Here is a 26,752-nt window from a genome sequence, read left to right as displayed (position 1 = left end):
TCACTGAACACATCCGGGTGGTTAATCGCCGATTGTGGCAGGTGTTCAGGGCGGGATGCGACAAGTCGCCGGTATGGTCAGCAGATCGTTAAGGCCTGATGCAGCGCGCTTGATCAGGGCGACACCGCGTTGACATCCGGTGTCCCGCGTCCGATCTCTGGTCATGCATGCTCAGAGCGGAGCGCGTTCGATCTCAAATGGGAGAGTATCCGGCCGGGTTCAACGATGAGAGGGATCGTGGCTTCTGGCCATAACCAGGATTCCGGTTGGGCAATCGGTGCGCCAAGGCAAGCCTTGTGCTCGTCATGAAAGCGACGGCATCGCCCATGCCCGTTTGTCGCACCCCGGTTGAGCGTTCGCTGCACTGCACCATCTAGCGACGTGCTTAGCTCTGCCGGTGGAGATGGAAAATTGCTTGAGCGATTGTTGAAGTCCGTGTCGCCAGGGGCGGATGCCGTCGATGTCGGCTTGGTCGCAACCGCCATGACAGCCGTTGCCACTGCTATTCTCATCTGCAGCCAGTTACCTTAGGCGGCACGTCTCGCTGAGGCCCCCGATGGAACAAAGCAGCTTTCCCTGGGCCGCGGCCGTCTGATAACCCATTGGGAGTTATGCTCGAAAAGCATAGCCGTATCCCGTCAAAAGCCGCTGCTCATCGCCAAGCTGGACGCCTATATGCTGCAGTGCAGCAAGCGCAATGAGCCTCGGTGTCGAGCCGCTTTTGCGCAGGGGGAATTCATCTTCGTGATCTACATTCTGTCCAAAATCCGCAGCTTCAAGCTCGATCGCCAGATGTGAGCGAGGCCGGTTATCCAAGGATTCAAGCCAACCCGTCAAAGCAGCGTCGATGCCAGCACCCAAGAAAGAAGCCGTTGGGCGTCCGGACATCGATCCGCTTCGATCCTCCTTCCCTGGACGAGGCAATCTTCGCCGCACAGGGCCTGGCCGATATTATCGATGACCAGGCAGCGATTGCCGCGAGCCTGATGGGATTGCCGGAGGCGGAGGTCAAAACCGCGATCCTGGAAGCCAAACCCGCCAGGCCCCAGATCGCGCGCCGCTCGTCTGTCCAAGTGCAATTTACGTCGCGCCGGACACCGGTCGTGGTCGAGCGCAGAGCGCCAGTACTCTGAGCGTTAGCCTTACCACCATAAACCGGCCCCCTCAGGGGAGAAGGTGCCGTAGGTCCCATGGGCATAGATCAAAGGCCTCGCGGCTGCCTTGGTGACGATTCCGACCACAGTTCCGAAGAACACGGTGTGCGTGGACATTGTTACCACCTCGGTCACCCTGCAATCAAAGCCTGCAAGGGCACTCTCAAGAACAGGAGCTCCAGTAACGAGCGGCGCCCATTGGCCCGTCGCGAAGCGCTCTTCGCCCTTCACGCCAGTCTCCCCTGAGAACCGCCGCGCCATGTCATCGTGGCCGCTGGCCAGCAGGTTGACGGAGAAACACCCGCTCTTGTGAATAGGCTCGTGAGCACTCGCGCCGGAGTTGATGCAAATCAGGATCGTCGGCGGATCGGCGGAGACGGAACAGACCGCTGTTGCGGCGAGGCCTGCACGGCTGCCTTCATGCTCGGTTGCAATGATCGCCACCCCTCCGGCCAAATGGCGCATGGCCTGCTTGAACTCGTCTGCCGATGTCATACCACACCCTGAGGAGTCAGTTCTGCGGATCGGGAGATTGGGCTCTCGCAGCGTTCGGCGCTTACATTCATGGGCGTCAATCTCAACTCAAGAACTTCGATGTTCACATCAAATCCGGTTGTTGGCATGCCCTTGCTGAACCGGCGGATGATTGCTTCAGAAAAGCATCACTAGTTCGCTCTCATCATTGGCAAGCGTATCGGCTGGGCCATCAAAGATGATCGTGCCGGTTTTCAGGACCACCGCCTTGTCCGCAACTGTCAGAGCTTGCTGCACATTCTGCTCGATGAGAACGACGCTTTTCCCAAGTTTGTCGCGAAGGTCTCGGACTGAATGAAAGACGAACTCCGTCATCCCAGGCGACAATCCTGTCGACGGTTCGTCCAGTATGATAAGCTTGGGATCTGTCATCAGCGCCATCCCGATTGAAAGCATACGCCGCTCGCCGCCACTCAATGTGTAAGCGGGTTGCCGAAGGCGCTCCTCCAGTTTTGGAAAAAGGCTAAGGACATGCCGGAGGCGCTCGTTCAGCCAGCGCTTATCTCTCTGACGAACATGTCCCCCCAGCCGCAAGTTGTTCTCGACACTCATGCTCGGGAATACGGAATCATCCTGAAAGGAAACAGCAATTCCTGCCTCGACGCGGCTACGAGAGGAAAGTGATGAGAGATCACGGCCGCCGAGGACAACGCGTCCGTCCCAGATTGGGATGAGGCCGATCAGGGCCCGGACCAATGACGACTTACCCGCGCCGTTGTGGCCGAAGACGGCAGTAATGGAACGGTCGGGAACCTCGAAGGTCACCCCGCGCAGGATCGGGTCGGTTCCATAGCCGCTGACGAGTTGCTCAACCTTCAGCATCATGCCACCTTCAGTTCGCGATGTCCGAGATACACGCGCATAAGATCGCGATTGCCGATGATGTCAGCAGGCGTCCCGGCCGCGATTACCCTCCCCTCCTCCATGAAGACGACCCAGTCGGCCAGATCACGAACCACTGTCATGTTGTGCTCAACCAGACAGACCGCCCGGTTTTCGCGCTCCGCAAAGGATCGGATATGCTCCAGGAACGTGCCGAGGCGGCGCGGATCAACGCCGGAGGTCGGCTCATCGAGGAGCATGACCCGCGGTGCGAAGGCATCAATCCGAGCCAGGGCCAACATCTTGCGCTGCGCATAGGACAGTTGCCCCGCGGGGGTGTTGGCATGGTGCTCAAGGCCGAACCGCTCCAGCAATTGCCAGGCGGCATCCAGGTTTTCAATCTCGTCTCTTCTTGAGCGCTCAGGGTGGGCAAGCCATCCCAGCGCCGTCGCCCCATGTTGGCTTGCTCGAGCAGCGAGGATATTCTCGATGGCACTCAGCCGCCCCCAGACCCGCACATCCTGGAAGGTACGTGCAAGGCCCAGTCGAGCAATCTCTGCCGCGGTCCGACCAATGATCGATGTCCCTCCGATCGAAGCGGTTCCAGAATCGCTCTGTTCGACGCCGCTCAGGATGTTGAACGTGCTAGTTTTGCCGGCGCCATTGGGGCCGATGATGGCAACGATCCTGCCATCAAACAGATCGAGGCTTGCATCCGCGACGGCTGTGACGCCTCCGAAGGACTTGCGAAGACCACGGCAAGTCAAAACTGGAGCGCTCTGCTGGTCCATCCGGGATCCGGTTGCGGGATGTGGCTGTGCCGGAATGGGGGTGTGTGCACCAGGAACGGTGGATGGGATGGTCTCTCCAGCCCCCCCTGCCCTACGCGTCGGCAGAACGTATTTGGGCAAACGCTCCGCAATCAGGCCGGTGCTGCGCATAGCCAGAACGCCAATCAGCGCGACAGCAAAGAAGACCTGCCGCAAATGGGCAGTCATATCAAAGGGCACACCCAACACGTTGTCGAGCAGAATGCGGAGCAATTCGAGGAGCGCCATGATGAGAACCGCGCCGACACTTGCGCCCAGCAAACTATACTGGCCACCGACGATGAGCATGACCAGAAACAGCACAGTCGCATCGAGTTCGAACTGCGTGGGACCGACATAGTTGAAGTGGCTGGCAAACAGGGCGCCCGCAAGCCCCGTAAGCCCTGCTCCAATCACCAGGACGCTGGCCTTGATCGGCATCGTATCTCGCCCATAGGCCTCAACGGCGACGTCATCCTCGCGGACGGCCCGTATCAGACGTCCGTAAGGGGACTGGATCAGCGTAAGACAAAACCAGAAGGACAGAGCGGCAAAGCCAACCATGACGGCCAGCTTCACCTGGGCATAAGAGATGACCACTGACCCTATGTTGAGGCTGGCGCTGGACGACAGCCATGAGTCGAACGCCAGGCCAGGAACAGATGAGATCCCATCAGGCCCTCCAGTGATAGGCAGATTGATGACGAGCGTCACAAAGATCAGCTGCACCGCAAACGTGACAATCATGAAATAGCGGCCGCGGTTGCGCAGGGCGGGCCAAGCCACCAAGGCTCCCCCAAGTGCAGCCAGGAAGATGCCGGCGAGCAGCATCGCGGGGAAGCCGGCTGCCGGTAGAATGCGCGTGCCCATGATCGCAGCACCATAGGCTCCCAAGCCATAGAAAACGGCATGCCCCAGGTGGAGCATCCCGCCCAACCCCTTGATCAGCATGTAACCGTGCACTGCAATCATTAGGATTGCCGTCAGGGTCAGCACGTCGATGATGTAGCCCATGAAACTCCTCGTGCCGGGTTGGCTGTCAATCAGGCCCGCTGGCGCACCGGGCTGAAGCTGTCGAACAATCCTTGTGGCCGCAGGAGCAGGACCGCGATGACAATGGCGTAGGTCACGACCTCCTGCCAGCTGGACGAGATCCCCCAGACAGCCAAGTGGAAGCAGATGCCTAGGAGCACTGCGGCAAGGACGGGACTGGTGAAGGTGGCAAGCCCACCTACGATGATGGCTGCCATCCCAAGAAACACCGGCGTGGTGGCTATATACGGATCGACGCCGTTCTCAGCGATCTCCGGAACGACGGCTGCGCCGACGATGAGACCCGCAATCCCATACGTCCAGCGGTAGGTCGCGTCCGTGCTGATCCCGATGCCCTGGGCCAAGGTCCGATTGTCGGCCACGGCGAGGATGGTTCTACCGCGATCCGTGCGGTGGCAGAAGTATGCGACTCCGGCGAGTGCGACAAGGCTGAGAACCATTTTGGTGATCTGGACCGCGTTGAGGCGCGTTCCGCCGATCTCCCAGCCTGGGATGATGTCGTCGATCAGAAAGAACTTCTGCGCCGACATGGTGGCGGCGAGGATGTGCTGGACAGCAATGTGCAGGCATAAAGCCACCAGCACGAGCACGAAGAGGGCAGAGTTGCGCTTGATGAAATGGCGGTACACGGCGGTGTAAATTCCGATGCTCGCAAGCGGCGCCACAATCAGAGCCCCTGCAGCACACCACAGGAAGGGCCACTCCAACTGGGTCTTCAGAATCAGGGCCGTATAGGCAGTAATGAGATAGACGGCGGCGAGGCCGAAGTCGATCATGCCGACGGTCCGCCAGATCAACGCTAGAGCCAAGGCAATCAGGGCGATGCTGAGCCCGAATGCGGTTCCGTTGATGAGATATGGGACAAGTGACATACCGGTGGTCCAGGCCACTTCAAGTGGCGATTGGTCAGTGCTGCGGCCAACACCTCATGAAACCGTGCCAGCCTGCGCCGGCACGGTTAGCATCAGTCCGCAGTGTTATTGAAGCTGGCTCGGAGTCAGGCTCTGCTCCAGCTTGCGGCCGCCGCCAGCGACGCTGAACAGGGCGAGAGGACGCACAGTATTGCCATCGGGCAGGAAGCGGTACTCATTGACCGGGGTTTTGACCGTCTGGATCTCGCGCAGTTTCGTGATCAGGTTGCGACCTGAGATCTCCTTGCCCTCCTGTTTCAGCTGCTGGGCCAGAGAGGTCACGATCCAAGCGAAATCATAGCCCATACCGACGTACCCGCCGTACGATTTGGTGGCCTCGTGCACCGACTGGGGCGCCCCTTCAGGCACGTCATGACTCACGAAGAAGAAGTTGTTTTCCGCCAGCTTGAGGTTGTATACATCGGGTGTGTCGCCGGCTGTGTAGGTGATGAAGAGGCCCTTGAATCCAAGCTCACGACCGGCGCGTATGCCGAGGGGAACCGTGCCGCCACCGATCGGCGCCAAGTAGATGGCATCCGGCTTAGCCTCCAGAATTTTGGTGGTTTGTGCTCTGAGATCGGCAGGCGCATTGGGGTGACCTTCGGCAGCCACGAGCTTGATGCCCACTTTGCCGAACTCGATCTCGCATTGGTCACGCATCTCGATGCCGAATTCGTAGTTCACATAGAGGATGCCGAAGGTCTTGACCTCCGGATAGCGCTCCTTGACATGCTTTGCGGCAACTGCGCACTGAAGTGTGGTGACGGCCTCGATCTGCTGGGTCAGCTTTGAGTTTTTCACCACATTGACGCCGGAGGAGGTCGTGAAGGCCGCAACTCCCGCTTCGTCGATCAGAGAGCCGTTTTGCACCATCACGTTGGTGCCCCAGCAGATCAGAGCCTGGATCTTGTTGACCTGGAAGGCCTTGTTGAAGGACAGCCTGGCCTGGGCCGGATCGTTGTTCCCGATATCGACAGGAACCGGTTCAAGCTTGATACCGTCGGCACCCGCTGAAGCGTTCGCAGACTGAAGGACGAGTTCGGCGCCTTTCCAGAGAGCGGTGGCGAACTTCGCAGGGCCTTGGGCCGTGCTCTGACAGATGCCAACTGGAATTGTCGTTTGTGCATGCGCTGGTGGCGTCAGAATGCTGCCGATGGCAAAGACCAGTCCGCTGAAAACAGCGGCTTTAATGGGATCCAGGTGTTTCAGCATCGTTGACGTCCTTCCGATTGTGCACGCCCGAGACCAATCACAGGCGGAGGCGTGGCATGGGTAACGGGAGCATTCCTGCTGACAGGAGCTTAGATTCCGAGATGGCTGCGAAGGGTGCTGCCGTTGTAGTCCTTGCGGTAGACGCGGAGGCGCTGAAGTTCAGGCACAACCAGATCCACGAACTCGGTGAAGGATTCCGGCAGGAAGGCCGGTGAGATCACGAAGCCGTCTGATGCACCGGACCGGAAGGTTTCGGCGAGCTCTTCAGCGATCTGTTTGGGCGTGCCACAGAGCTGTGGGACCATGACACTCTCGCCGTATCGGCGCCCGGCATCCCTTAATGTCATGCCTTCTTCTTTGGCGACGCGTGACACCATGGCGATGTTCCCCTGCGTGCCGGAACTGCGAAGTTCGCTCACGGGTGCATCCAAATCGAGCGTCGACAGATCGACATTGGCATGAGCCGACAGGGTCGACAGTCCCACCAGAGGCTCGACAAGGCTGTTATGGGCGTCCCGCTTCTCACGCGCTTCCGCCTCCGTATGGCCTACGAACGGCATCACGGCGGGAAGAACCTTGCATGAGGTCTCAGGGCGTCCGGCTTTTGCCAGATCCTCGCGAACACTCTGAGTGAAGCGACGCATCAGCTCCGTGCTGGGTGAGATGTTGAAGATCACTTCGGCCCACTTGGCTGCGAACGTCCGCCCTCGATCGGAGGAGCCAGCCTGAATGATGACCGGTCGTCCCTGCGGACTGGCCGGGATATTGAGGGGCCCGCGAGATTTGAGGTATGTGCCGTTGTAGTTGACGTAGTGAACCTTCTCAGGATCAGCATAGATGCCCTTCTCGGCGTCCAAGATGAGCGCATCGGGCTCCCAGCTGTCCCAAAGCTTGCAGGTCACCTCGAGGAATTCATCGGCGCGATCGTACCGCTGGTCATGGTCAAGATGGCTCTCGATGCCGAAATTCATCGCCTCCCCGTCGTTCATCGACGTGACGACGTTCCAAGCGGCGCGTCCGCCAGAGAGGTGATCGAGGGTCCTGAACTCCCGCGCGATGTGGTACGGCAGGTCATAGGTGGTAGACCGGGTGGCCCCTAAACCGATCCGTTCCGTGACCGCAGATATGGCGCTGAGGACGGGCACTGGATCCATCCGGGTCGAGTCCTGATCGCCATACCGAATGCCGATCGTTTTATCATTCCCGAAGCGGTCGGCGATTCCAAGCCGATCGGCGAAGAAGACGAGGTCGAATTTTCCTCGTTCCAGCGTCTGGGCGATGTCCGTGTAGTAGCGCGCCGATAGGAACGGCACGTCATGTTTTGGATTGCGCCACAAACTATGGCTATGGACAACGGGCCCGGCAATGAGAAAGCCCGCGAGATGCATTTCCTCTCTAGCCAAGCTTAGACCCTCCGTCGGCGCGATCTGTTTTGTAAACCGGACGAAACCTACGCTAGTTTGGGTCCTTGTCAACGGACACGTTCGCTATAAGAAACGACCGCCACAGCAGTACGCTCGATCGACAGCTGGCGCGAAAGCAACCAGAAGTTGGATTGCCGTTGTATATCAGTCAAGTTGACTCGGAAGATGCGGGGAAGATTGCGGCCAGAAGCCCCTTTTGCCTTAACCCCGTTGTCCCCAGGCAGGAACTCCGAGCCAACCAAGTGCTTGGTTCTGCCAGTGGCACTGCCGGACCAATACGCTGGTCAACCTTCCTGGGGGCAAAGCTTGGTACACGATGTCGTCGTCGAATACGCGCCGCAAACAGGCGGGTTTGCAGACCTGCATGAGCGGATCACTCGGACGGCCATTGCCAAGCAATTGGCTGGCGTGCTGGGATTCAGTCATAAGGGCGAATATGACCGCTCTTTTCAGCATCCCGGCAGGGTCTATTTTGTCCCGAGTAATACGCTGGTCGGCCTGGAGCAGGCAGCTGAGCTTGGGATTACAGGGGAGCACGATCTCTTCGGCGGGGTTGTGCCTCATCCCCTCGTAGCCACCAAAGCGATCACTCACCCACTCATCGAGCAGGGTGCCTTTGCTCCCGAGGGTTGGTCTGACACGTTTCCCCAGCAAGTACAAAGTGCTGTGCTTGAAGGGTTTTCCGTCTTTACGGCAGACCAAGCCTATGCCGCGGGTGAACGTCTTCTGGAACAAGGGCCAGTTCGTCTCAAGCCAGTCACCGCAACAGCCGGACGTGGGCAAAGAATAATCCGGAACCGGGCGGAGCTTTCGGAGGCCCTTGTCACCATTGATTCAAACGAACTCGCCCATTTTGGCCTGGTATTGGAGGAGAACCTCACAGCCGTGACCACCTACAGCGTCGGTCAAGTGCGGGTGGCAGATCTCACTGCCACATATTACGGCAGCCAGCGCTTGACGACGGACAATGCAGGCGAGGAAGTCTATGGCGGATCTGACCTCGTGGTCGTGCGCGGCGATTTCGATGCTCTCGCCCTGTTGCCTCTATCCGACCGCATCCGGATTGCTGTGGAGCAGGCCCGGATTTACGATGCCGCCACAAGCGTCTTCCCGGGGCTGTTTGCCTCGCGGCGCAACTATGATGTCGCTCAGGGAGTCAACGCTCACAGTCAGTGGCGCTCGGGTGTACTGGAGCAATCCTGGCGCATCGGAGGCGCAACGGGCGCTGAGATAGCCGCCCTTGAAGCCTTCCGGGCTTATCCCGCTTTGCAGGTGGTGCACGCATCCACCTTCGAGGTTTATGGTGAGAGTCAGGGTCCGCCACCCCATGCGACGGTGTACTTTCGCGGGCTGGATGAGCATGTCGGATTGTTGACCAAGTACGTGGTGGTTCAAGTCGATGACGACACACGATAAGCGGATCGACATTCTCGTCGATGATCAGCGGATTTACGGCACCCTGCTCACCCCCACGACAGTCATCCCAGGCGTACTGTTTCTCCATGGTTGGGGTGGGAGCCAGGAGCAGTATCTGGCCCGAGCTCGTGAGATCGCCGCCTTGGGCTGTGTGTGTCTGACGGTTGATCTGCGGGGGCACGCGGAAACCGAAGTGCAGAAAGAGACGGTGACCCGCGAAGACAACCTGCGGGATGCGCTGGCGGCCTACGATACTCTCGCCGGCTACCGAGCCGTCGACAAGATGGCTATTGCAGTGGTGGGCAGCAGCTATGGCGGCTATTTGGCGGCAATCCTCAGTTCACGGCGCCCTGTGCGCTGGCTCGGGCTGCGCGTTCCGGCGCTTTACCGGGACGAGGACTGGTCGCTGCCGAAGCAACAGTTGAAGAAATACGGCTTGGCCGATTACCGCCGCGGGCGAGTGGAGCCTGACCAGAACAGGGCCTTGTCCGCCTGTGCGGCGTTCAGGGGTGACGTGTTGGTAGTGGAGTCGGAGCACGACGACATCATCCCGCACCCGGTCATTGAGAACTATCTGGCCGCGCTCAAGGGTGCTCGCTCGCTAACCTACCGGGTCATCGAGGGCGCCGATCATGCCCTCTCCGAAGAGAAGTCACAGCAGGCCTATACCTCCCTGCTGCTCAACTGGGCCACCGAGATGGTGCTTGGGGCAAGAGAAGGCGGAACTGCCCCGGAAGTGCATACGCATCTCCAGCCGGCACCGTCACGGAACCCGCCAACGGCCGCCTGACTCTGAGGATATCTCACATGGATTTCAAAAGGTGAGGATATGCCCAGGCTTGCCTCGTTGAACGACGTCCCGCGAGGATTGTCCACTAAAGTTGCGGCGGATCCAATAAAGCGCCGGTTTGTCTGATCGACTGCCCGAGCCTCCAATAAATTGGACGAAAGCGGCGACCCCAGCTGCGAGATCCGTTGCTGTCGAGCATCACAGGGTTCATCTTCCTGTTCAACGCAGCGGAAACGCTGGCGAATTTCTGACGAGCAGATGAGAGACACAGATGACCAGCTCAGCCGCGATGCCCATGATGGGCAATATGATGCCAGGCATGATGCCTATGATGGGCGGAATGATGCCGGGGATGATGCCTCAGATGCCCATGGGTGGGATGATGCCCATGATGGGGGGCATGATGCCCGGTATGATGCCTCAGATGAACATGATGCCTCAGATGCCGATGGGCGGGATGATGCCCGGCATGATGTGCCGCATGTCCTGCGAAATGGCCGCCGACGGTTCCATGACCTGCACCATGATGCCGATGGAAGGCATGTCCGCCGACATGTTCAAGATGTGCTGCGAGAACATGATGAAAATGATGGAGATGGGCATGCCCTGCATGATGATGTGCGGCGGCATGATGCTGATTGGCATGAGCTCGGCCATGGGCTCGCAGACCAAGCCCATGAAGAAGAGCGCCTGAGCTCGCAGTCCCTCTGACGGCGGTGCCGCTGCCTACCAGATGCGGCGCCGTTTGCCTGAGATCAGCAACGCGCGGATCGAACTACCCAATCGGCTCGACATATGACATCACCAGATACATGATCGCCATAACATGTCCCGGATTACGGTAAATGTGCGGGACATCGGCTTGGAAGACGATCGAGTCATCCGCGTGGAGATTGTAAACGGAACCGTTCAGCTCGATCTCCACGTCGCCGACGACAACGGCGATATTCTCAAGCGTGCCCGGTGCATGGGCAACCGCGTTTTCTTGTGACCGCGCGGCGAGCGTCAACTTGTAGAACTCGACACGCCGCTCCGATTCGAAGGGAAACAAGGCCCTTGAGGTAAAGCTCCGGTCGGCGGAGGTAAGGATCTTGGCATTCGTTGAGCGCATGACGACGGTGCCACTGCCGGTACCTGGGCTCGTTAACGCGGCAAATGGGACGTCAAGCGCCCGTGCTACCTTCCACAACAAAGAAATTGTTGGAACGCTTCGCCCCAGTTCAATCTGGCTCAGCATGGCGCGGCTAACACCTGACAGATTTGCAAGACGCTCCAGAGAGTAACCGCGTGATCGGCGCACTCGTTTCAGATTGCTGCTGACGATCTCGGTAAGCTCGTGAGCCTCATTCTCCAGATCGCCACTGGTCTCGTGAATTATGCCGCCGAGATGGTCTTTGGTCACATCTCCCACGGCAACACCTCACCTTATCGATTCACAGCCCAAATATTACCTACCCAAAACGGTACGAAATACCATACTGTGACCCAGGTTCCCGGCGCAACGGCCAGCGCTGTCTCAACCGGAGCCATGGCTTCCTGACGTCGGCGTCTGACCTCATTCAGATCTATTATCTCGGCCGTCGCTGCCATAGTTCCCGCCCAAGCGTTCTTCAAACGAAACGTATACTCCGATATATAGAACTATTTGTCAATATAGCGGATCTGCGAATTGAATCTACGTGATAAGTTTTTGTTTCAAAAGGCTTTGCCATGTATTTGAGAGCCTCGACAAAAGGTTCGCTAAAACGAACCGCCCTCGCCTGCAGCGCGCGCATGGGCACTCCGGTTTTGGATGCAACTAGACCTCTGAATGCCCGGAGTGCGCACAATGTGTCGGCGCCTGGTTTTCCGGAGAGCGGGTCGAGCTTGGCGTGGTGGTTCCTGGTGTTCAGTCGCTCCGTTTGTTGGCTCCGGCGCATCTTGAGCAACGTCCGCTGTCGTCTCTGCGAACCTCCGGACGGAGGGGTTTAGAGCTCCAAGCTGGTTTCAGGCGAGTTCTGATAGTGCGGCGAGTTGCTGCATGTAGGGCTGCCGCGTGATGCAGTACTGGTCCCTAAGCTTTGTAAGCAGTCGGGCTTTCAGCGCAGCACCGAGCGAGCTTCGGCTAAGCACCTCCCGCTCCCGGTCAAATTCCAGGTCGAGGTCGACTAGCGCATCAATCAGCCCTTGCCGTGGGAGTTCATCGTTCGGCAAATCCATACAGGATAATGACGTTTCCTCGCCCGGACAGACGTTGTACGATTCTCGAGCCGCCACACCTTGCTCCTCCGAGTTGCCGAATTCCACAACAGTTCACAATTTGCGGGTGGCTGACCTTGCCTTCGGCTCGAATTAAGACGCTCCCTCCAGGGAGCAGATAGCGATGAAGATGGAAATGACCCCTAACAAGGGGACGAGTTCATTGAACACCGACGCCATGACGCCCTCGAAATGGTAACGGCCTGAGTTCACGCTAGTAACGGCCATCCCGCGGAAAAGGATTGCTCGCAACAGCTTCTAATATCGGCAAGTTGAGCCTCAATTTTAAGCACTTTACAACCGGAATAGCCTTGCTGTAGTCGATTTGTCTTTCTGAAGATGATCTGAAGTGCGGATCGCTGGTACGTCATGTGCATCCTTGCGTCCGACCGTCCACATCAGTCGGACTGATGCTCGCATAAGTTGACACGGCGGGACGAATTTTCGGAGGTTTTGGATGCCGGGTATCTCACGTAAGAAAACGTAGGCGATCACGGCGACTTCGGTTGTAGCAGCGCCTCGATCGATATCCCACCGATCCTTTGACAGAATGGGGTAGAGCACTGCAGACATGACCAATCACGCCAGCGCTTGAGGCATCGTTGGAGATATTGTCGATTTGTTGAGCCCGAGCCACAGCGATGGAGCTCGTCACTCTGTCGCTCGAACAAGCCTCTCAGCCGAACAGTAATGGGCCGGACAACGACCGGCGAATCCGCCGAGGGTTCATGCTTCAAGCCGGTCAGCCATCGGCTGCGTGATCAGGCAGATACCGCTGTCGGTGCGCCGGAAGCGCCGCGCGTCAAGATCCGGATCTTCTCCGGCAACCAGACCCTCCGGGATCCGCACGCCGCGGTCGACAATGACTTTCGTCAGCCGGGCCGATCGGCCGATCTCGACGTCAGGCAACACGACCGCCTCCTACAGATGAGCGCCGGCGCAAACACGGGTGCGCGTGAACAACATCGAGCGCCGCAAGACGGCGCCTGATACGATGCAGCCGCCGGACAGCAGGGAGTCCGTCACCTCCGCTCTTTGGCCGTCATGGGTCACCTTCGCCGGCGGTGTGATCGCGGCGTTGGTCCAGATCGGCCACTCCTCATCATACAGGTCGAGGGGTGGCTTTGACTGCGTCAGGTCGATATTCGCAGCCCAATAGGCATCGAGCGTTCCAACATCGCGCCAGTAAGCCTCCCCTTCGCCGGAAGAGCGCACGCAGGAGGTCGTGAAACGGTGTGCCACCGCTTTGCCATGCATGACTAGATACGGGATGATGTCCTTGCCGAAGTCCCGGCTAGAGCCCGCTTGGGACGCGTCCCGTCGGAGCTGGTCGGCGAGGACACGGGTCGAGAAGACATAGATTCCCATGCTGGCCAGGGCCATCTCCGGGTTGTCCGGCATGCCGGGCGGGTCCTTCGGCTTTTCCAGGAAGGAAATTATGCGGTCCTGCGTGTCCACTGCCATCACGCCGAAACCAGTCGCCTCCAGACGCGGCACCTCGATGCAGCCGACGGTGACGTCGGCTCCCTCGGTCACATGCTGCTGGAGCATGACTTCGTAGTCCATTTTGTAGATATGATCACCCGCGAGGATGACCACGAACTCGGGGTGATAGCTCTCGATGATGTCGACGTTCTGGTAGACCGCATCGGCTGTACCCTCGTACCACATCGTCTCGGAGACGCGCTGGCTCGCCGGCAGGATGTCGAAGCTCTCGTTGCGCTCGGGCCGGAAGAAGTTCCAGCCGGCCTGGAGGTGCCGGATAAGGCTGTGGGCCTTGTACTGGGTCGCCACGGCAATGTGGCGGATGCCGGAGTTCAGCGCGTTTGAAAGGGCAAAGTCGATGATGCGCGACTTCGCCCCGAAATACACCGCCGGCTTGACGCGTTTGTCGGTCAATTCGAGGAGACGGCTACCGCGCCCGCCAGCCAAGACATAGGCCATGGTGCGGCGGGAGAGAGGGGCAGAGGCAGGCATCTGGGGCATCGGCGTTTCCTCTTATGTCGCACCTGGCTCTTCTGGACCGCTAAGCTTCTATGCACGAGGGTGAGTGGAAGTTCCCGATGGTAAGGGCTGGCATCTGCTAGAGTAGGACGATACGCCAACAGGATAGGAAGCGAGGTGTCACCCACCCTCGACGTTTGGGTCAGGATGTGCCGAATTCAGGCCCGTCCCGGGGCGGGTCCCGAGATCCATTGGCGAGCGACCTAACGTAAATCAGGCGACGATGCCAAGGCACCAGCTAGACCCCACCTGCGTCTCGCCTCCGCAGAAGATCGCTCCCAACCGGTCGTCGGAGACAATGAAGCGGCACTGCCGGGCCCGCAGCTTGAGCAGGGTCGTTCGGGTCCGCGGTGACGGCTCGCTGTTCTCGGACATGGCGCTAACATCCGATCCATGGATCAGAGCAACACCCTGAGGGCCTGGGTGAGTTCCATGCCTATGAAGGCTATCAACAGCTTGATGGAAACCTGAAGCGGTCATCCTATGTCAGCTGCGTGCATATGATGATGGCAGCGGTCGCAGCGGACGCTGCGGCCGTCAGTCAAAAGTCGATGGCTTGAGGCCGCACGGCGACAAGGCTCTTCACGATGATAGGCCTCAATCAATGTGGTGAGATGCAAAAGGGTGCAAGTGGCAGATAAGGCCCAGCCCTTAACGCGCTGACACCGTCATGGTTCCGAGATCGATCGCAATGGCATCAAACGAACCGTCATCACATCTCGCCGCCGGCAGGCTCGTTCCGCTGCCCGATCACCGCTGGAATATGCCCGTTGATTGACGCGCCTTAGGCAAAGCCGGTCGCTTCGAGATCATGCTGCTGACGAAAGCCGAGGTGTCCGACGATTGCTTGCACGAGCATTTTTGCCCAAAGAACAAGTCATGCAGCGATGCGAGAAGCAAGCCCGGCGACAATGCCCATGATCGATAGAAACAGTGGAAACCACCTTGGACATAAGTTGTATTCTGGCTCGCAATCCATCGCTATCTCCGGCGCCGTTTGAGTTAAAGCTTGTCATTGTGGGTGCTTGGTCTGTCTTGGCAGTTTGCCAGGACGCCGCCGGGACGGCTCTTTCATCACGCGCGAAACTTTAGCGCAAGCCTGCACACGCAATGCAAGAGTCGCAACCAATTGAGCGGCGTGGTCTACACTGATCTGTTCAGGGGCGGCGTCTGGCGATCCTTTTGCGAGCGGCCCGGCTGGCATCCGCGATGGAGGGAAAGATCGCCAGATCGAGCGACTTGAATGCCAGACCGGCGGCGAAGAAGCGAAAGCCACCCTCAGTCGCAACGACGATACCAGCCGTAACGTCCCCAACTTCGATAACATGCGTGGAATGTGACATGACGTGGGTCTCCTGCCGCCAGCCTGAGACTGGCAGCGATGCGAATTTTCATGGATGGAGGTCGGATGGTACTTTTAGCGACGACACCAATCGCTGCCGCCGCGGACCCAACGTGCCAAGCGGTGCAGAATGACGTTCAGCAAGAGAATGACCATGACTGCGATCCTTATACGGATCACGAGGCGTATTGGACGCATCGTGACGCTTTAGCGTTTGTTGTCGCGGCGCAAGCTGTGCACTTCAAATCACCGCGGCTGTTCGAGCATGTAGCTGTTCGAACGGCGCAGGTATGTTGCTTTCACCCTCTCAAGCTGTCAATGAGAATGTTCTTTTTAGAAGACTAGCTTGAGCATGGAGATCAATTTGCCGCAAAGCCCAGGCGTGCGAGAAAATTGCTTCAGTAAGAAATTCTAACCACTAATGCTTGTCGAAGCAGATAGATAATTCCCTAGTTGGCGTATCAAAGGTTTGCATTTGGCCGATGCGGGATGCGCTTGACTTAATCTGCCTCGTTAATTGTGTCAGACGTTCGCTATCTGCTTTGCGAAACCAGCGTTCCGCTCTTGAGGGAAACCAATTTTCTCCAGTACGCGGCCCGTTCTGGCAATTATATACTCCCTCGAACGTGAATTTTAGAACATCAGTTTATTGCATTCTGGTTCGTTTTAGCGAACGATCGTTCTATCCCCGCAGGTCGGAACCAACGCCCTGCACCAGACGACTCATTCCTCGCCAGGAGCGCATTCATGCCGGCCGATCGTCAACTCAAGTTGGGCTTCATGCTGCATGGTGTCGGCATGGGATGGGGTGACTGGAGACATCCGGACGCGCAGCCGAACGCGAGCACCAATTTCGCTTACTATAAGAAGCAAGCTACGATCGCCGAGAAGGCGAAGTTCGACTTTCTGTTCGTGGCCGACAGCGTATTCATCACGGCAAAATCAAGCCCACATTACCTGAACCGGTTTGAGCCGCTGACGATCCTGTCGGCGCTGGCCGGCGCCACGAATCACATCGGCCTCGTCGCGACGGTGACCGTCAGCTACAGCGAGCCCTACAATATCGCCCGGCAGTTCGCATCGCTTGATCATATCAGCGGTGGCAGAGCGGGCTGGAATGTTGTGACGTCCTGGCTTGAGGGCAGCGCATCCAATTTCAGCAAAGCCTCGCATCTGACACATGACACTCGCTATCGTCTCGCTGCCGAATATCTCGACGTCGTGCAGGGCCTGTGGGACTCGTGGGAAGACGATGCCTTGGTCCATGACAAGGCCAGTGGTGTGTTTCTCGATCCGGCAAAACTCCATGAGCTCAACCACAAGGGCGAGTTCTTCCAGGTCAAGGGTCCCCTGAACATCGCCCGCTCGCGCCAAGGTCAGCCAGTCATCTTTCAGGCCGGAGCATCGGAGGATGGCAAGAACTTCGCCGCAAGCCGCGCCGATGCGATCTTTGCCGGGCAGGAAACGTTCGCGGAAGCGCAAGCCTATTATCGCGACGTCAAGCGCCGCGCATCCGGATTCGGGCGCGATCCGGACCAGCTCTTCGTCCTTCCGGGCATAAGGCCGGTGATCGGCTCGACTGAGGACGAGGCTGAACGCAAGTTCCAGGAGTTTACGGACCTTACATCGATTGAAAACGCTCTGTCCCTGCTGGGACGACCCTTCAATGACTACGACTTCTCTCAGCATGATCTCGAAGGCGCGTTCCCAGACATCGCAGCGCATGGCGCAAACAGCAATCAAAGCCAGTCCAGCCGCATTGTGGCACTCGCGCGGCAGGAAAACCTCACCCTCCGTCAGGTCGCCCGACGGTTCGCGACGCCCAGAACTGACTTTATCGGTACCCCGGAGAAGGTTGCCGACGCATTTGAGAACTGGTTCACGAACCAAGCTGCGGATGGCTTTGTCTTCAACGTATCGCTGCCGAAGGAGCTGGAGGTTTTCGCCGATACGGTGGTGCCAATCTTGCAAAAGCGCGGCCTCTACCGAACCGAGTATGACGCCGAAACATTCCGCGGCAACTTGGGCATTCCAGTGCCAGCCAACCGATACGCTGCCGTGCCCGCGCGCGTCGCAGCCGAGTGACGCATTCCCGTTCCAGCCAACTGGCTAAGGAGGCCATTTTCATGACAACATTCTCTCGCCGTGCCTTTGGACTGGCCGTCGGAGGTCTCGTTGCGGCATCGATGTTCGGCGCTGCCACGAGGGCCTCAGCCACTGAGGATCTCAGCAAGGTGGTCTTGCGTGTCGGTGACCAAACTGGTGCGACGCGGGCCAAACTCGAGGCTGCCGGCCTTCTCAAGGACGTCCCTTACCAGATCCAATGGTCAGTGTATCCAGCCGCGGTCAATCTCCATGAGGCTCTGAAGGCTGACGCGGCCGATATCGGTTCGGCGGCCGACTCGCCGACGGTGAGTGCGATTGCCGGGGGATCGAAGATCAAGGTGGTCGCCAACTTTTCGAACGGCGGCCTTGGATCCTCACTGATCGTACCGGCTGGAAGCTCGATCAAGTCAATTGGCGATCTGAAGGGAAAGACCATCTCTCCCACGACGCGCGGAAGCGTCGCGCATTACCTCGTGCTTGGGGTTCTCAAAAAGGCTGGCCTTACGCCATCCGACGTGAAGCTTGCGTTTTTAACGCCGACGGACGCGAGCGCCGCCTTTCAGGCCGGAAGCATCGACGCCTGGGGAACGTGGGGCGTCTACCTCGCCAGAACCGTCGGATCGCTGAAGGCGACAGAATTGATCGATGGCGTGGGCATCAATACTGGGAATGGTATCCTTAGCGCAACCGATAGCGCCCTTGCCGATCCGCGCAAGGTCGCGGCAATTGCGGATTTCGCTGATCGCGTCGAGCGAGGCTATCAATGGTCTCGTGAGAACAAGAATGCTTATATCGACTTTTATGCCAAGTTCACCAAGCAGGACAAGGATACTGTCGAGAGCCTCTATCCGTCCGAGGCGGCCTACCAGCGCACACCTGTCGACGACGCGCTAGCTGCATCCCTTCAGAACGTCTTTGAGACTTGGAAGGAGGCCGGCGTTCTGACGGGGTCGTTGAACCTGAGCGAATACGTCTATCGTGGTCTTCCGACCGATTGACCCACGGACCGGGAGGCAGCGTTCAAATGACCGATGACATAGCCGTCATAAATACCGCATTTGGCCAGGTCGCGGCGTCGAACACAGGAGCGATTGGAACGGGTGCCCGACGTCAGGGTATCCTGCGAGAGCGCATCAAGCCGGTTTCGGTCTCCACGAAGGGCGTGCCGCGATGGCTGCGGCGCGCTTCCGGCCCGGTTCTGGTTGTTCTCGCGTGGCATCTGGCATCGGTCACCGGCCTTCTTCCCAAGGAGGTCCTGGCCGGACCAGCCACAGTCTTCTCCAGCGCGGCCAACCTCATTGCCACCGGTGAGTTGCAGCAGGCCATGTGGGTTTCGCTCATGCGGGCCCTCGTCGGCCTTGCGATTGGCGGCTCAGTCGGCGTGACGCTGGCCCTTTGCGCCGGCCTGTTTCGGCTCGGCGAGGATCTGATCGATGCGACGGTGCAGATGCTGCGAACCGTGCCGAACGTCGCACTGATCCCTTTGCTGATCATCTGGTTCGGAATCGGCGAGGCGCCCAAGATTGCTTTGATTGCCCTTGGCACCGCCTTTCCACTCTATCTCAATGTCTACGCCGGCATCCGGAACGTCGATTCCACGCTGATCGAGGCGGGACGCACACTCGGATTGTCGCGAGCCGCCCTGATCTGGCATGTGATCCTTCCCGGGGCATTGCCCAACGCCCTCGTCGGCCTGCGATATTCCCTGGGTATCGCATGGCTGGCCCTGGTTTTTGGCGAGCAGATCAACGCGACAGCCGGCATCGGCTATCTCATGGCCAACGCGCGCGAATTCTTCCAGACCGACGTCATCGTCGTGTGCCTCGTCGTCTATGCGCTTCTCGGGCTCGCTGTCGATTTTACAGTCAGGACACTTGAAAAGGTTCTTCTCTCATGGCGACCGGCGTTCAGCGGAACTTGATCACGCCCGAGCAGACCGGCGAGCACCAGGTCCAGCAACGGCAGTTGCGAGGAGCGCAAGCCGTCCGGGTCCGGGGTCTCACGCGTCGATTTGGCGAGCGCGAGGTTCTCAAAGACCTCGACCTCGATATTGCACCGGGAGAATTCGTCGCCCTCCTCGGGGCGAGCGGCTGCGGCAAGAGCACGTTACTTCGTATTCTGGCGAACCTCGATCGCGAGATTTCCGGTACGGTCGATGTCGCGGCGCGGCGAGCAGTAGCGTTCCAGGCACCGCGGCTGATGCCGTGGAAGAAGGTATGGCACAATGTTGTCCTTGGCCTCCCCGGCCGACAGGATCGAACGAAGGCGATCGCGGCGCTTGAGGAGGTCGGCATCGGCCATCGCGCCGACGTCTGGCCAAAAGTGCTGTCAGGTGGCGAGGCGCAGCGCGCCTCGCTTGCCCGTGCTCTGGTCCGTGAGCCGGACCTGCTGCTGCTCGACGAGCCCTTTGCGGCGTTGGACGCGCTCACACGCATCAAGGCGCAGTCACTCGTTGCCGAACTCTGGCAGCGACACCGCTGCGCTGTCCTTCTTGTGACCCACGATGTTGAGGAGGCGGTTCTCCTGGCTGACCGCGTTCTCGTCATGAAGGACGGTGTTCTGGCCCACGAGGAGACAATCGCGATGTCGCGTCCACGCAACGTGGCGTCTGCCCAATTCGGCCGCATCCGCGCCAATCTGCTCGGCTGGCTTGGCGTGCATCAGCCCCATTGAGCTCAAGAACCCGGCGGACAGCCTCAGCCGGGTCATCCCATGCGACGTTTGGAATCCTTGGTTATGACATACGGCAAACCGCCTACGCTTGCTTTGACGGCTGATGTGCTGGTGATCGGCGGCGGGCTGGCCGGCACTTGGGCCGCCTCCGCAGCGCGTCGTGCTGGAGCCTCGGTGATCCTTGTCGACAAGGGATACTGTGGCACAAGTGGCGTTACTGCAACCGCGGGGCCAGGTCACTGGTGGATTCCTCCCGATCCCGCCGAGCTTCGCGAGACCGCCATCCGAAACAGGCTGAAGACGGGGCTCAGTCTCAATGACCCGCGTTGGATGGCGCGGACGCTCGATAAGACCTGGGAGGCCCTCCCGGGCCTCGCGGGCTTCTACACCTTCTCGCGGGACCCGGACGGTGTCGTTCAGTACCGCGCACTCCGCGGTCCTGAATACATGCGCGCGCTCCGCAGCCTTGTCGACAGCCTGGGCGTCACTATCCTCGACCACAGCCCGGCGTTGGAACTGCTTCAGCGGCCTGATGGGTCCGTGGCCGGAGCCCGGGGCATTCGGCGTCAGACCGGTGAGGATTGGCAGGTGCACGCTGGAGCGGTCGTCCTTGCAACCGGAGGCACATCGTTCCTGTCACGCCTGCTGGGCTCGCACACGAACACCGGTGATGGCTACCTCATGGCTGCTGAAGCAGGGGCGGAACTCTCGGGTATGGAATTCACGACCTACTATACGGTCGCCCCAGTGCGATCGACCATGACCCGGTCGATGTCCTACGCGTTTGCGACCTACTACGATGAGAGCGGTGCGGTCATTCCGATGCCGCCGGGGCCCGACACGACACGGCCACTCGCCCGTGCCCTGTTGCGGGGACGCGTTTTCTGCGACCTGCATCGCACGCCGGAGGATATTCGGGCGCAGGTGCCGACCATCTCCCCCAACTTCCTCCTGCCGTTCAGAAGGTGGGGTATCGACCCTTACCGCGATCGGTTCGAGATTACCCTGCATGGCGAGGGGACAATCAGGGGGATTGGCGGTCTCAGAGTGACCACGGAAGACTGCCAGACTTCGGTGCCCGGGCTCTATGCGGCCGGCGATGCGGCGACTCGTGAACTGGTTGCCGGAGCCATATCCGGCGGCGGAAACATCAATTCGGCGTGGGCAGTTTCGTCCGGACATTGGGCTGGCGCCGGTGCGGCACGGTTTGCCCGGGCTAACGGACGGGCATCCGTCGGGCGGGGGTTGGGCCAGGCCGGCCTCGAGCCCACTGCTTCGGCGGGCACTGTGGCAGTGCGGGAGTGCGTTACCCTCATCCAGCGCGAAATGCTGTCGTACGACAAGAATATCTTTCGAGATGGTCCGCGGCTGAAGCAGTCCGTTGGCGCCCTGGAGTCCGTTTGGCGCGATGTCTCGGCCCACGCGCTGGGCGTCGGGGAGCGTCGGCTTCGGTCCCGGGAAGTGGCTGCAATGCTCGCCACGGCTCGGTGGTGTGCGGCTGCGGCATTGGCACGCGACGAGAGCCGCGGCATGCATCAGCGGGAGGACAGGCCAACGACCGATGCGGCATTCGATCACCGCATCCTTGTCGGCGGACTGGACACTGTCTGGACCAGAGCCGACCAAGGGCAAGCACTGGAGCTCGCGTCATGATTGAACTCATCGTCGCGGATCGATGCACAAGCTGCAATACGTGCGTTACCGTCTGCCCGACCAACGTTCTTGAGGCGGTGCCGGGCGCGCCACCACGCATTGCTCGACAGGACGACTGCCAGACGTGCTTCATGTGCGAACTTTATTGCCAACCGGATGCGATCTACGTTGCTCCCGATTGTGAGGGGCCAACCCCCATTGACGAGGCGTCAATCGCCGCTTCAGGCCATCTCGGCGAATTCCGCCGTCATCATGGCTGGCATGAATGGGCCGACGATCCTCGTTACACCAACGAGCACTGGCGGATGGAAAGCGTATTCCAGCGCGCCAGGACTATAGCCGTGGGCCAGGAAGCGGCTCAGGGAGGCCAACCCCCGAAAGCCGGCAGCGAGCGGTCCTCGTCGCCTTAAAACTCTGGCCCTTCAATGCCTGCAAACACTTCATTGTGCCGTGGAGATTCATATGTCGCCTTCCAATGCCGATACCCTGAATGGACGTCTCGCAGCCCTTCATGCTGAGCGGGTTGCAACGTGGGCGCCTGAGGATCTTGCCATCAATGTCAATCAACGCAGTCTGCTCGCCAAGACAATCAACCGAGCGAACATCGTCAAACCTGGCGACTCTGTCGAACCATTCGAACTGCTTGATGTGGAAGGCGGCAGGCTCTCGCTCGACGAACTCGTTGCCTCGGGTCCGGTTGTTCTTATCTTCTTCCGCTTTGCAGGTTGCCCGGCGTGCAACATTGCCCTGCCCTACTACGAGCAGCGCCTTGCCCGCCCCCTCGCCGACCTTGGCGTTCGTCTCGTTGCTGTCAGCCCTCAGGTCCCTGAGCGTCTCGTAGAAATCAAACGGGCACACGGATTGAGTTTCGATGTTGCATCGGACAGAGATGCGGGCCTCGCGCGGCGCTTCAACGTTCTCTACACCTACGACGAAGCCTCTCAAAAGGCCGCACTCGCGAAAGGCAGGCCTATCGGTGACGTCACCGGGACCGGTACATGGGAGCTGCCCATGCCTGCTGTGATCGTGATCGACGAGGAGCGGACCGTGCGCTTTGCAGAGGTAAGCCCGGATTGGCTCGTGCGAACTGAGGCTGAAGCCATTGTCGATGTTGTTGCAGGCTTGGCTGCACAAAGGAACCTTGTGACACAGAGCTAAGGAGCCGGGCGTCAGAGCCGAGCTTCAAGAGGTGTTCGATCCATTGATGCAATGCCGTCTTAGTTCAGCGGAATGTTATCGGCAGAAAAGGAATGCTATGAGCGTGCTTCAGATCGCTGGTTTTTCGGGAAACCTGCACCGTCCCTCCAAGACAAGGTCTCTTGTCGAAGCGGTTGGCTCTGCAGTTGTGGCTGACCGTCCGCATCGGTTCGATCTCTTTGACGTGGTTGACGCCGCCCCGGGTCTTGCATCCGCCATGAGCCGTCAGGAGTTGTCTCTCCCAGCCAGACAGGTTGTCGACGCGATCGAACGAGCCGACGCGCTGATTATCGGATCACCCGTCTACAAGGGCGCCTATACGGGACTTTTCAAGCATGTCTTCGATCTCGTTGATCCGTTGGCCTTGGTCGGAAAGCCGGTCCTGATCACCGCAACTGGGGGCGGCCCGCGGCATGCCCTCGTGGTTGAACATGTTCTCCGGCCACTCTTCGGGTTTTTCTCAGCCCTGACTGTGCCCACTGCCGTCTATGCGAGCGATGCTGACTTTAAGGACGGAAGGCTCGTCGACAGTAAGGTCCTGTCGCGTGTGAATGAGGCTGCGACACAGCTTGTCAGGCTGGTTGACGGTCAATCAGGACCCGTCAGCGTTGATCGGGAACCGGTTCAACTGGCGCACCACGCTCGACGAGTGGCACTAGGGTAGGTCATCAAAGATAGCAAAGAGAATAATCATGACACATCATAACCACGATCACGATGATTTACCCCATTCACATGATGGCGAGGAGCGCTGGAAGCATGATGGCGTCCGTGTCATCAAAGGCGACCGGCTCGATTCCAATACCGCCCAGACGCCAGGCATGTTCCGTCAGGCCGCCATCAATCACGCACGGGTGGGGGCACAGAAGATATGGGCCGGTACCGTTTCGATCCAAGCCAACGCCAAGACAGGCGTTCATCATCATGGCGAGCTTGAGAGCGTCATTTTCGTGGTGCGCGGCCGCGCTCGAATGCGCTGGGGAGATCATCTCGAGTATGTGGCGGAAGCAGGGCCAGGAGACTTTATCTACGTGCCGCCGTATGTCCCGCATCAAGAGATCAATGCCAGTCCCGACGAGCCGCTCGAGTGTGTTCTCGTGCGATCGGACAATGAAGCTGTTGTCGTCAATATTACAGATATCGATCCGGTCGAAACGCCGGAAGAGGTCTACTGGGTCGACCCGATTCACAAGCAGCCCTGAGCGGCGGGCACTACAGCCTAGCTATTCCCGAAAGCATCATTGTCGGATCATGTCATGAACCCTCTCCGCTTCATTTCGATACTGGTCGCCACGCTCGCGGCCTCTCCTGCCCTTGCCCATACCGGTATCGGAAGCAGCGCCAGCTTCTTCGGTGGTCTGGCGCATCCTTTCACCGGCGCCGATCACTTACTGGCGATGGTCGCGGTGGGACTGTGGGCCCGTCTGCTTGGGCAAAGTGCGCTTGCCCTGCTCCCCATCTCCTTCCTGGTCGCGATGCTTGCAGGCGCCTTGGCTGCGATGACTGGGCTGGCGCTTCCCATGGCGGAGGCGGGGATCCTCATTTCAATTCCTGTGCTTTGGGCAGCCATCGCCTTCCGGGTCAAGCCGCCGACGGCCATCGCGGCCGCGCTTTGCGCTGCGTTCGCACTCGCTCATGGCTTTGCCCATGGGACGGAACTGACGGAGGGAGCCAGTCCGATTCTGTACGCCGTTGGCTTTCTGTCAGCGACATGCCTTCTCATTGTCTTCGGAGCCCGTATTGCGGGCTGGGCGCTCTCTCGTACCGACCCAGCGAGGCGTTAGAAGGGTCCTGATCGAGTGGACCGGTTTCGACTCACCGGTCCATGACGATGTATCGCCATCGATCGTACCGTAAGGCGGTTGTCACTGAGCGTGTGCAGGCGGCGTCCTGGACCAGGCACAACATCCCTCGGCGATTCCATGCTTCTCAGCATGAGCTGCATCTCTGATCGCAGCCATTCGCTGGCAATCCCTGGGGTTCGCCCGTCGGAGTTAAAGATGCGCATACGACGTGCAGGCCAAAGAAAAAAGCGCTCAGTTTCATCGTTCTTTTAGAAGAACATTCGTTTGACAAAGCATACATTTCTCTACACCCTTAGATCTAAGGTTTTGGCTGCAAGCACTGCCAAGTAGAGCGAAATCATTCCAAGTATAAACGCGTTGCTAGCATCCTTGCTGGCAAGGCCAGCCGCTCGGCTCCGTCGAGAGTGTCAATTCCGAAGGACTTCATCGATGACAGCGACTCCACTGCGCTCCCGTGTTGCCGTGTCCGAAAATCCCGTCGATACGGCAATCCGGTTGGCGTCCATCTTCTCGGAGAGTGCGGCTGATCTCGATCTCACCGGGGCATTCCCGGCCGGAAACTTCCGTCTGCTGCATCAATGTGGTCTCGTCGCACTGACTGCGCCTGCTGACCTGGGCGGCGTTGGTGCGGGTCTCACAGAGGCCGCCGAGGTGATCCGGGAAATCGCACGGGGTGAACCATCGACGGCGTTGATCCTGATCATGCAATACATCAACCTTGCTCAACTTCCTAAAGGGCGATGGCCGGAGCATCTGGTCCGCACGGTGGCCCGCGATGCAATAGAGCGTGGCGCACTGATCAATGCACTCCGTGTCGAGCCGGCCCTCGGCACCCCTCTCCGTGGCGGACTTCCAGACACGACAGCACGGCGCGTTGGCGACGGGTGGCTGATCAGCGGGCGGAAGATCTATTCAACCGGCGCGGAAGGTCTCACGTGGGCCATCGTATGGGCGAAAACCGACGAGGATGAGCCCCGTGTCGGAGGTTTTCTGGTCCCAGTGCAAGCCCCAGGGGTCCGGGTTGAGAGGACCTGGGATCCGATCGGGATGCGTGCGACGGGAAGCCACGATGTCGTCTTTGACGAGGTGCGGGTTCCCCTCGACCATGCCGTTGACATTCGGGCGCCCTCTGAATGGGCCAACCGGGAGGGACAAGCGTCCTGGTTCGGAATACTGCCTGGAGCGCTCTATACCGGTATCGCTGAAGCGGCACGTGATTGGCTCGTGCGCTTCTTAAAGGATCGTGTTCCCAGCAACCTTGGTCGATCGCTTGCGACGGTACCCCGCATCCAGCAGGCCGTCGGAGATATCGAGGAACTTCTTGCTGTCAACCGGCGCCTGATTGGATCCGCCGCAAAGGACGTCGATGAGGAACGTCCTTTAAGTCAGTCGGAGGCCGGTCTCATCAAGGTGGTCACTACCGAGAACGCCATTGCTGCGGTCGAGAAAGCACTGAAGCTCTCGGGCAATCATGGCGTTTCGCGCGCCAATCCCCTGGAACGTCATTATCGCGATGTTCTGTGTGGTCGCATTCATAGCCCCCAGGAAGACACAGCCCGGACCAGTGCCGGCCAACTCGCCTTGGGCATCTAGTCCACGCCATCGGAGG

Annotated in this window: 26 protein-coding genes and 1 pseudogene; 15 read left to right on the top strand and 12 right to left on the bottom strand. The window is 59.3% G+C overall.

Annotation, left to right across the window (positions count from 1 at the left end):
• Window positions 1-609: 609 nt before the first annotated feature.
• A complete protein-coding gene (locus JKL46_RS11060; protein WP_201832783.1) occupies window positions 610-888 on the bottom strand; it encodes a hypothetical protein in 279 nt (92 codons plus the stop codon).
• Here JKL46_RS11060 and JKL46_RS11055 point away from each other — a divergent pair.
• Window positions 873-1,133: a hypothetical protein gene (locus tag JKL46_RS11055; protein ID WP_201832781.1), complete on the top strand. Its 261-nt coding sequence runs from the start codon at window positions 873-875 to the stop codon at window positions 1,131-1,133. The two genes, JKL46_RS11060 and JKL46_RS11055, sit on opposite strands and share 16 nt — an antisense overlap.
• A gap of 9 nt (window positions 1,134-1,142) precedes the next feature.
• Here JKL46_RS11055 and JKL46_RS11050 read toward each other — a convergent pair whose 3' ends face one another.
• The 6 genes from JKL46_RS11050 to JKL46_RS11025 form a co-directional block, all read right to left on the bottom strand.
• Window positions 1,143-1,649 carry a flavin reductase family protein gene (locus tag JKL46_RS11050; RefSeq protein ID WP_201832780.1) on the bottom strand — a complete coding sequence of 169 codons (507 nt, stop codon included), beginning with the start codon at window positions 1,647-1,649 and terminating at the stop codon, window positions 1,143-1,145.
• Between the two features lie 156 nt (window positions 1,650-1,805).
• Complete coding sequence (locus JKL46_RS11045; RefSeq protein ID WP_201832779.1) at window positions 1,806-2,513, bottom strand: ABC transporter ATP-binding protein; 708 nt, start codon at window positions 2,511-2,513, stop codon at window positions 1,806-1,808.
• Window positions 2,510-4,333, bottom strand: a complete 1,824-nt coding sequence (locus JKL46_RS11040) for a branched-chain amino acid ABC transporter ATP-binding protein/permease (protein ID WP_201832778.1) — start codon at window positions 4,331-4,333, stop codon at window positions 2,510-2,512. The genes JKL46_RS11045 and JKL46_RS11040 overlap by 4 nt, the downstream gene beginning before the upstream one ends.
• A gap of 29 nt (window positions 4,334-4,362) precedes the next feature.
• Window positions 4,363-5,244, bottom strand: a complete 882-nt coding sequence (locus tag JKL46_RS11035) for a branched-chain amino acid ABC transporter permease (RefSeq protein WP_201832777.1) — start codon at window positions 5,242-5,244, stop codon at window positions 4,363-4,365.
• A gap of 105 nt (window positions 5,245-5,349) precedes the next feature.
• Window positions 5,350-6,495 (bottom strand): ABC transporter substrate-binding protein, encoded by a 1,146-nt coding sequence (locus JKL46_RS11030; protein ID WP_201832776.1) that lies wholly within the window; start codon window positions 6,493-6,495, stop codon window positions 5,350-5,352.
• 89 nt (window positions 6,496-6,584) lie between these two features.
• Window positions 6,585-7,898 (bottom strand): LLM class flavin-dependent oxidoreductase, encoded by a 1,314-nt coding sequence (locus JKL46_RS11025; protein WP_201832774.1) that lies wholly within the window; start codon window positions 7,896-7,898, stop codon window positions 6,585-6,587.
• Between the two features lie 327 nt (window positions 7,899-8,225).
• Between JKL46_RS11025 and JKL46_RS11020 the strand changes: the two genes are divergently transcribed.
• The 3 genes from JKL46_RS11020 (at window position 8,226) to JKL46_RS11010 (ending at window position 10,819) form a co-directional block, all read left to right on the top strand.
• The gene (locus tag JKL46_RS11020) at window positions 8,226-9,335 is read left to right on the top strand and encodes a DUF3182 family protein (protein WP_246529256.1); all 1,110 of its coding nucleotides are present in this window, start codon (window positions 8,226-8,228) and stop codon (window positions 9,333-9,335) included.
• Window positions 9,319-10,125, top strand: a complete 807-nt coding sequence (locus JKL46_RS11015; protein WP_201832770.1) for an alpha/beta hydrolase family protein — start codon at window positions 9,319-9,321, stop codon at window positions 10,123-10,125. Before JKL46_RS11020 ends, JKL46_RS11015 begins: the two co-directional genes overlap by 17 nt.
• Before the next feature lie 289 nt (window positions 10,126-10,414).
• Complete coding sequence (locus tag JKL46_RS11010; RefSeq protein WP_201832768.1) at window positions 10,415-10,819, top strand: hypothetical protein; 405 nt, start codon at window positions 10,415-10,417, stop codon at window positions 10,817-10,819.
• An 81-nt stretch (window positions 10,820-10,900) separates the two neighbouring features.
• Here the strand turns inward: JKL46_RS11010 and JKL46_RS11005 are convergent, their stop codons facing one another.
• The 5 genes and pseudogenes from JKL46_RS11005 to JKL46_RS10985 all read right to left on the bottom strand — a co-directional run bounded on the left by JKL46_RS11005 (window position 10,901) and on the right by JKL46_RS10985 (window position 15,710).
• Entirely contained in the window at window positions 10,901-11,536 is a 636-nt protein-coding gene (locus JKL46_RS11005; protein WP_201832766.1) for a helix-turn-helix domain-containing protein, read from the bottom strand.
• Window positions 11,537-12,111: 575 nt separating this feature from the next.
• Window positions 12,112-12,411 (bottom strand): hypothetical protein, encoded by a 300-nt coding sequence (locus JKL46_RS11000; protein ID WP_201832763.1) that lies wholly within the window; start codon window positions 12,409-12,411, stop codon window positions 12,112-12,114.
• A gap of 678 nt (window positions 12,412-13,089) precedes the next feature.
• Window positions 13,090-14,340 (bottom strand): annotated as a pseudogene (gene glgC / locus JKL46_RS10995) (glucose-1-phosphate adenylyltransferase).
• Window positions 14,341-14,580: 240 nt separating this feature from the next.
• Window positions 14,581-14,742, bottom strand: coding sequence for a hypothetical protein (locus JKL46_RS10990; RefSeq protein WP_201832761.1), 162 nt, complete (start codon window positions 14,740-14,742; stop codon window positions 14,581-14,583).
• Between the two features lie 782 nt (window positions 14,743-15,524).
• Window positions 15,525-15,710 carry a hypothetical protein gene (locus JKL46_RS10985; RefSeq protein WP_201832759.1) on the bottom strand — a complete coding sequence of 62 codons (186 nt, stop codon included), beginning with the start codon at window positions 15,708-15,710 and terminating at the stop codon, window positions 15,525-15,527.
• A gap of 746 nt (window positions 15,711-16,456) precedes the next feature.
• Between JKL46_RS10985 and JKL46_RS10980 the strand changes: the two genes are divergently transcribed.
• The 11 genes from JKL46_RS10980 to JKL46_RS10930 all read left to right on the top strand — a co-directional run bounded on the left by JKL46_RS10980 (window position 16,457) and on the right by JKL46_RS10930 (window position 26,736).
• Entirely contained in the window at window positions 16,457-17,794 is a 1,338-nt protein-coding gene (locus JKL46_RS10980; protein WP_201832756.1) for an LLM class flavin-dependent oxidoreductase, read from the top strand.
• 41 nt (window positions 17,795-17,835) lie between these two features.
• Window positions 17,836-18,813: an ABC transporter substrate-binding protein gene (locus JKL46_RS10975; protein ID WP_201832754.1), complete on the top strand. Its 978-nt coding sequence runs from the start codon at window positions 17,836-17,838 to the stop codon at window positions 18,811-18,813.
• 26 nt (window positions 18,814-18,839) lie between these two features.
• Window positions 18,840-19,736, top strand: a complete 897-nt coding sequence (locus tag JKL46_RS10970) for an ABC transporter permease subunit (protein WP_246529255.1) — start codon at window positions 18,840-18,842, stop codon at window positions 19,734-19,736.
• Entirely contained in the window at window positions 19,709-20,488 is a 780-nt protein-coding gene (locus JKL46_RS10965) for an ABC transporter ATP-binding protein (RefSeq protein ID WP_201832752.1), read from the top strand. The genes JKL46_RS10970 and JKL46_RS10965 overlap by 28 nt, the downstream gene beginning before the upstream one ends.
• A gap of 63 nt (window positions 20,489-20,551) precedes the next feature.
• Window positions 20,552-22,141: an FAD-dependent oxidoreductase gene (locus JKL46_RS10960; protein WP_201832750.1), complete on the top strand. Its 1,590-nt coding sequence runs from the start codon at window positions 20,552-20,554 to the stop codon at window positions 22,139-22,141.
• Entirely contained in the window at window positions 22,138-22,551 is a 414-nt protein-coding gene (locus JKL46_RS10955) for a 4Fe-4S dicluster domain-containing protein (RefSeq protein WP_201832748.1), read from the top strand. Before JKL46_RS10960 ends, JKL46_RS10955 begins: the two co-directional genes overlap by 4 nt.
• 52 nt (window positions 22,552-22,603) lie before the next feature.
• Window positions 22,604-23,299, top strand: coding sequence for a peroxiredoxin-like family protein (locus JKL46_RS10950; RefSeq protein WP_201832746.1), 696 nt, complete (start codon window positions 22,604-22,606; stop codon window positions 23,297-23,299).
• A gap of 97 nt (window positions 23,300-23,396) precedes the next feature.
• Window positions 23,397-24,002: an FMN reductase gene (gene msuE / locus JKL46_RS10945; protein ID WP_201832744.1), complete on the top strand. Its 606-nt coding sequence runs from the start codon at window positions 23,397-23,399 to the stop codon at window positions 24,000-24,002.
• Between the two features lie 28 nt (window positions 24,003-24,030).
• The gene (locus JKL46_RS10940) at window positions 24,031-24,540 is read left to right on the top strand and encodes a cupin domain-containing protein (protein ID WP_201832742.1); all 510 of its coding nucleotides are present in this window, start codon (window positions 24,031-24,033) and stop codon (window positions 24,538-24,540) included.
• Window positions 24,541-24,594: 54 nt separating this feature from the next.
• Window positions 24,595-25,122: a HupE/UreJ family protein gene (locus JKL46_RS10935; RefSeq protein WP_201832740.1), complete on the top strand. Its 528-nt coding sequence runs from the start codon at window positions 24,595-24,597 to the stop codon at window positions 25,120-25,122.
• A 450-nt stretch (window positions 25,123-25,572) separates the two neighbouring features.
• Window positions 25,573-26,736 carry an acyl-CoA dehydrogenase family protein gene (locus JKL46_RS10930; RefSeq protein ID WP_201832737.1) on the top strand — a complete coding sequence of 388 codons (1,164 nt, stop codon included), beginning with the start codon at window positions 25,573-25,575 and terminating at the stop codon, window positions 26,734-26,736.
• Window positions 26,737-26,752 lie beyond the last annotated feature (16 nt).

The organism is Microvirga zambiensis WSM3693 (assembly GCF_016735695.1).
GTDB lineage: Bacteria > Pseudomonadota > Alphaproteobacteria > Rhizobiales > Beijerinckiaceae > Microvirga > Microvirga zambiensis.
This window is presented reverse-complemented; position numbering and strand designations above follow the sequence as displayed.

What these genes read in the sequence shown, in the direction of transcription:
- JKL46_RS10975 (WP_201832754.1), top strand. Translation starts at nt 17,836, where the DNA reads ATGACAACATTCTCTCGCCGTGCCTTTGGACTGGCCGTCGGAGGTCTC.
- JKL46_RS10980 (WP_201832756.1), top strand. Translation starts at nt 16,457, where the DNA reads ATGCCGGCCGATCGTCAACTCAAGTTGGGCTTCATGCTGCATGGTGTC.
- JKL46_RS11040 (WP_201832778.1), bottom strand. Translation starts at nt 4,333, where the DNA reads ATGGGCTACATCATCGACGTGCTGACCCTGACGGCAATCCTAATGATT.
- JKL46_RS10990 (WP_201832761.1), bottom strand. Translation starts at nt 14,742, where the DNA reads ATGTCCGAGAACAGCGAGCCGTCACCGCGGACCCGAACGACCCTGCTC.
- JKL46_RS10960 (WP_201832750.1), top strand. Translation starts at nt 20,552, where the DNA reads ATGACATACGGCAAACCGCCTACGCTTGCTTTGACGGCTGATGTGCTG.
- JKL46_RS10930 (WP_201832737.1), top strand. Translation starts at nt 25,573, where the DNA reads ATGACAGCGACTCCACTGCGCTCCCGTGTTGCCGTGTCCGAAAATCCC.
- JKL46_RS10965 (WP_201832752.1), top strand. Translation starts at nt 19,709, where the DNA reads ATGGCGACCGGCGTTCAGCGGAACTTGATCACGCCCGAGCAGACCGGC.
- JKL46_RS10985 (WP_201832759.1), bottom strand. Translation starts at nt 15,710, where the DNA reads ATGTCACATTCCACGCATGTTATCGAAGTTGGGGACGTTACGGCTGGT.
- JKL46_RS11045 (WP_201832779.1), bottom strand. Translation starts at nt 2,513, where the DNA reads ATGATGCTGAAGGTTGAGCAACTCGTCAGCGGCTATGGAACCGACCCG.
- JKL46_RS10970 (WP_246529255.1), top strand. Translation starts at nt 18,840, where the DNA reads ATGACCGATGACATAGCCGTCATAAATACCGCATTTGGCCAGGTCGCG.
- JKL46_RS11050 (WP_201832780.1), bottom strand. Translation starts at nt 1,649, where the DNA reads ATGACATCGGCAGACGAGTTCAAGCAGGCCATGCGCCATTTGGCCGGA.
- JKL46_RS10940 (WP_201832742.1), top strand. Translation starts at nt 24,031, where the DNA reads ATGACACATCATAACCACGATCACGATGATTTACCCCATTCACATGAT.
- JKL46_RS10950 (WP_201832746.1), top strand. Translation starts at nt 22,604, where the DNA reads ATGTCGCCTTCCAATGCCGATACCCTGAATGGACGTCTCGCAGCCCTT.
- JKL46_RS10955 (WP_201832748.1), top strand. Translation starts at nt 22,138, where the DNA reads ATGATTGAACTCATCGTCGCGGATCGATGCACAAGCTGCAATACGTGC.
- JKL46_RS11035 (WP_201832777.1), bottom strand. Translation starts at nt 5,244, where the DNA reads ATGTCACTTGTCCCATATCTCATCAACGGAACCGCATTCGGGCTCAGC.
- JKL46_RS10935 (WP_201832740.1), top strand. Translation starts at nt 24,595, where the DNA reads ATGAACCCTCTCCGCTTCATTTCGATACTGGTCGCCACGCTCGCGGCC.
- JKL46_RS11060 (WP_201832783.1), bottom strand. Translation starts at nt 888, where the DNA reads ATGTCCGGACGCCCAACGGCTTCTTTCTTGGGTGCTGGCATCGACGCT.
- JKL46_RS11015 (WP_201832770.1), top strand. Translation starts at nt 9,319, where the DNA reads ATGACGACACACGATAAGCGGATCGACATTCTCGTCGATGATCAGCGG.
- JKL46_RS11010 (WP_201832768.1), top strand. Translation starts at nt 10,415, where the DNA reads ATGCCCATGATGGGCAATATGATGCCAGGCATGATGCCTATGATGGGC.
- msuE (WP_201832744.1), top strand. Translation starts at nt 23,397, where the DNA reads ATGAGCGTGCTTCAGATCGCTGGTTTTTCGGGAAACCTGCACCGTCCC.
- JKL46_RS11030 (WP_201832776.1), bottom strand. Translation starts at nt 6,495, where the DNA reads ATGCTGAAACACCTGGATCCCATTAAAGCCGCTGTTTTCAGCGGACTG.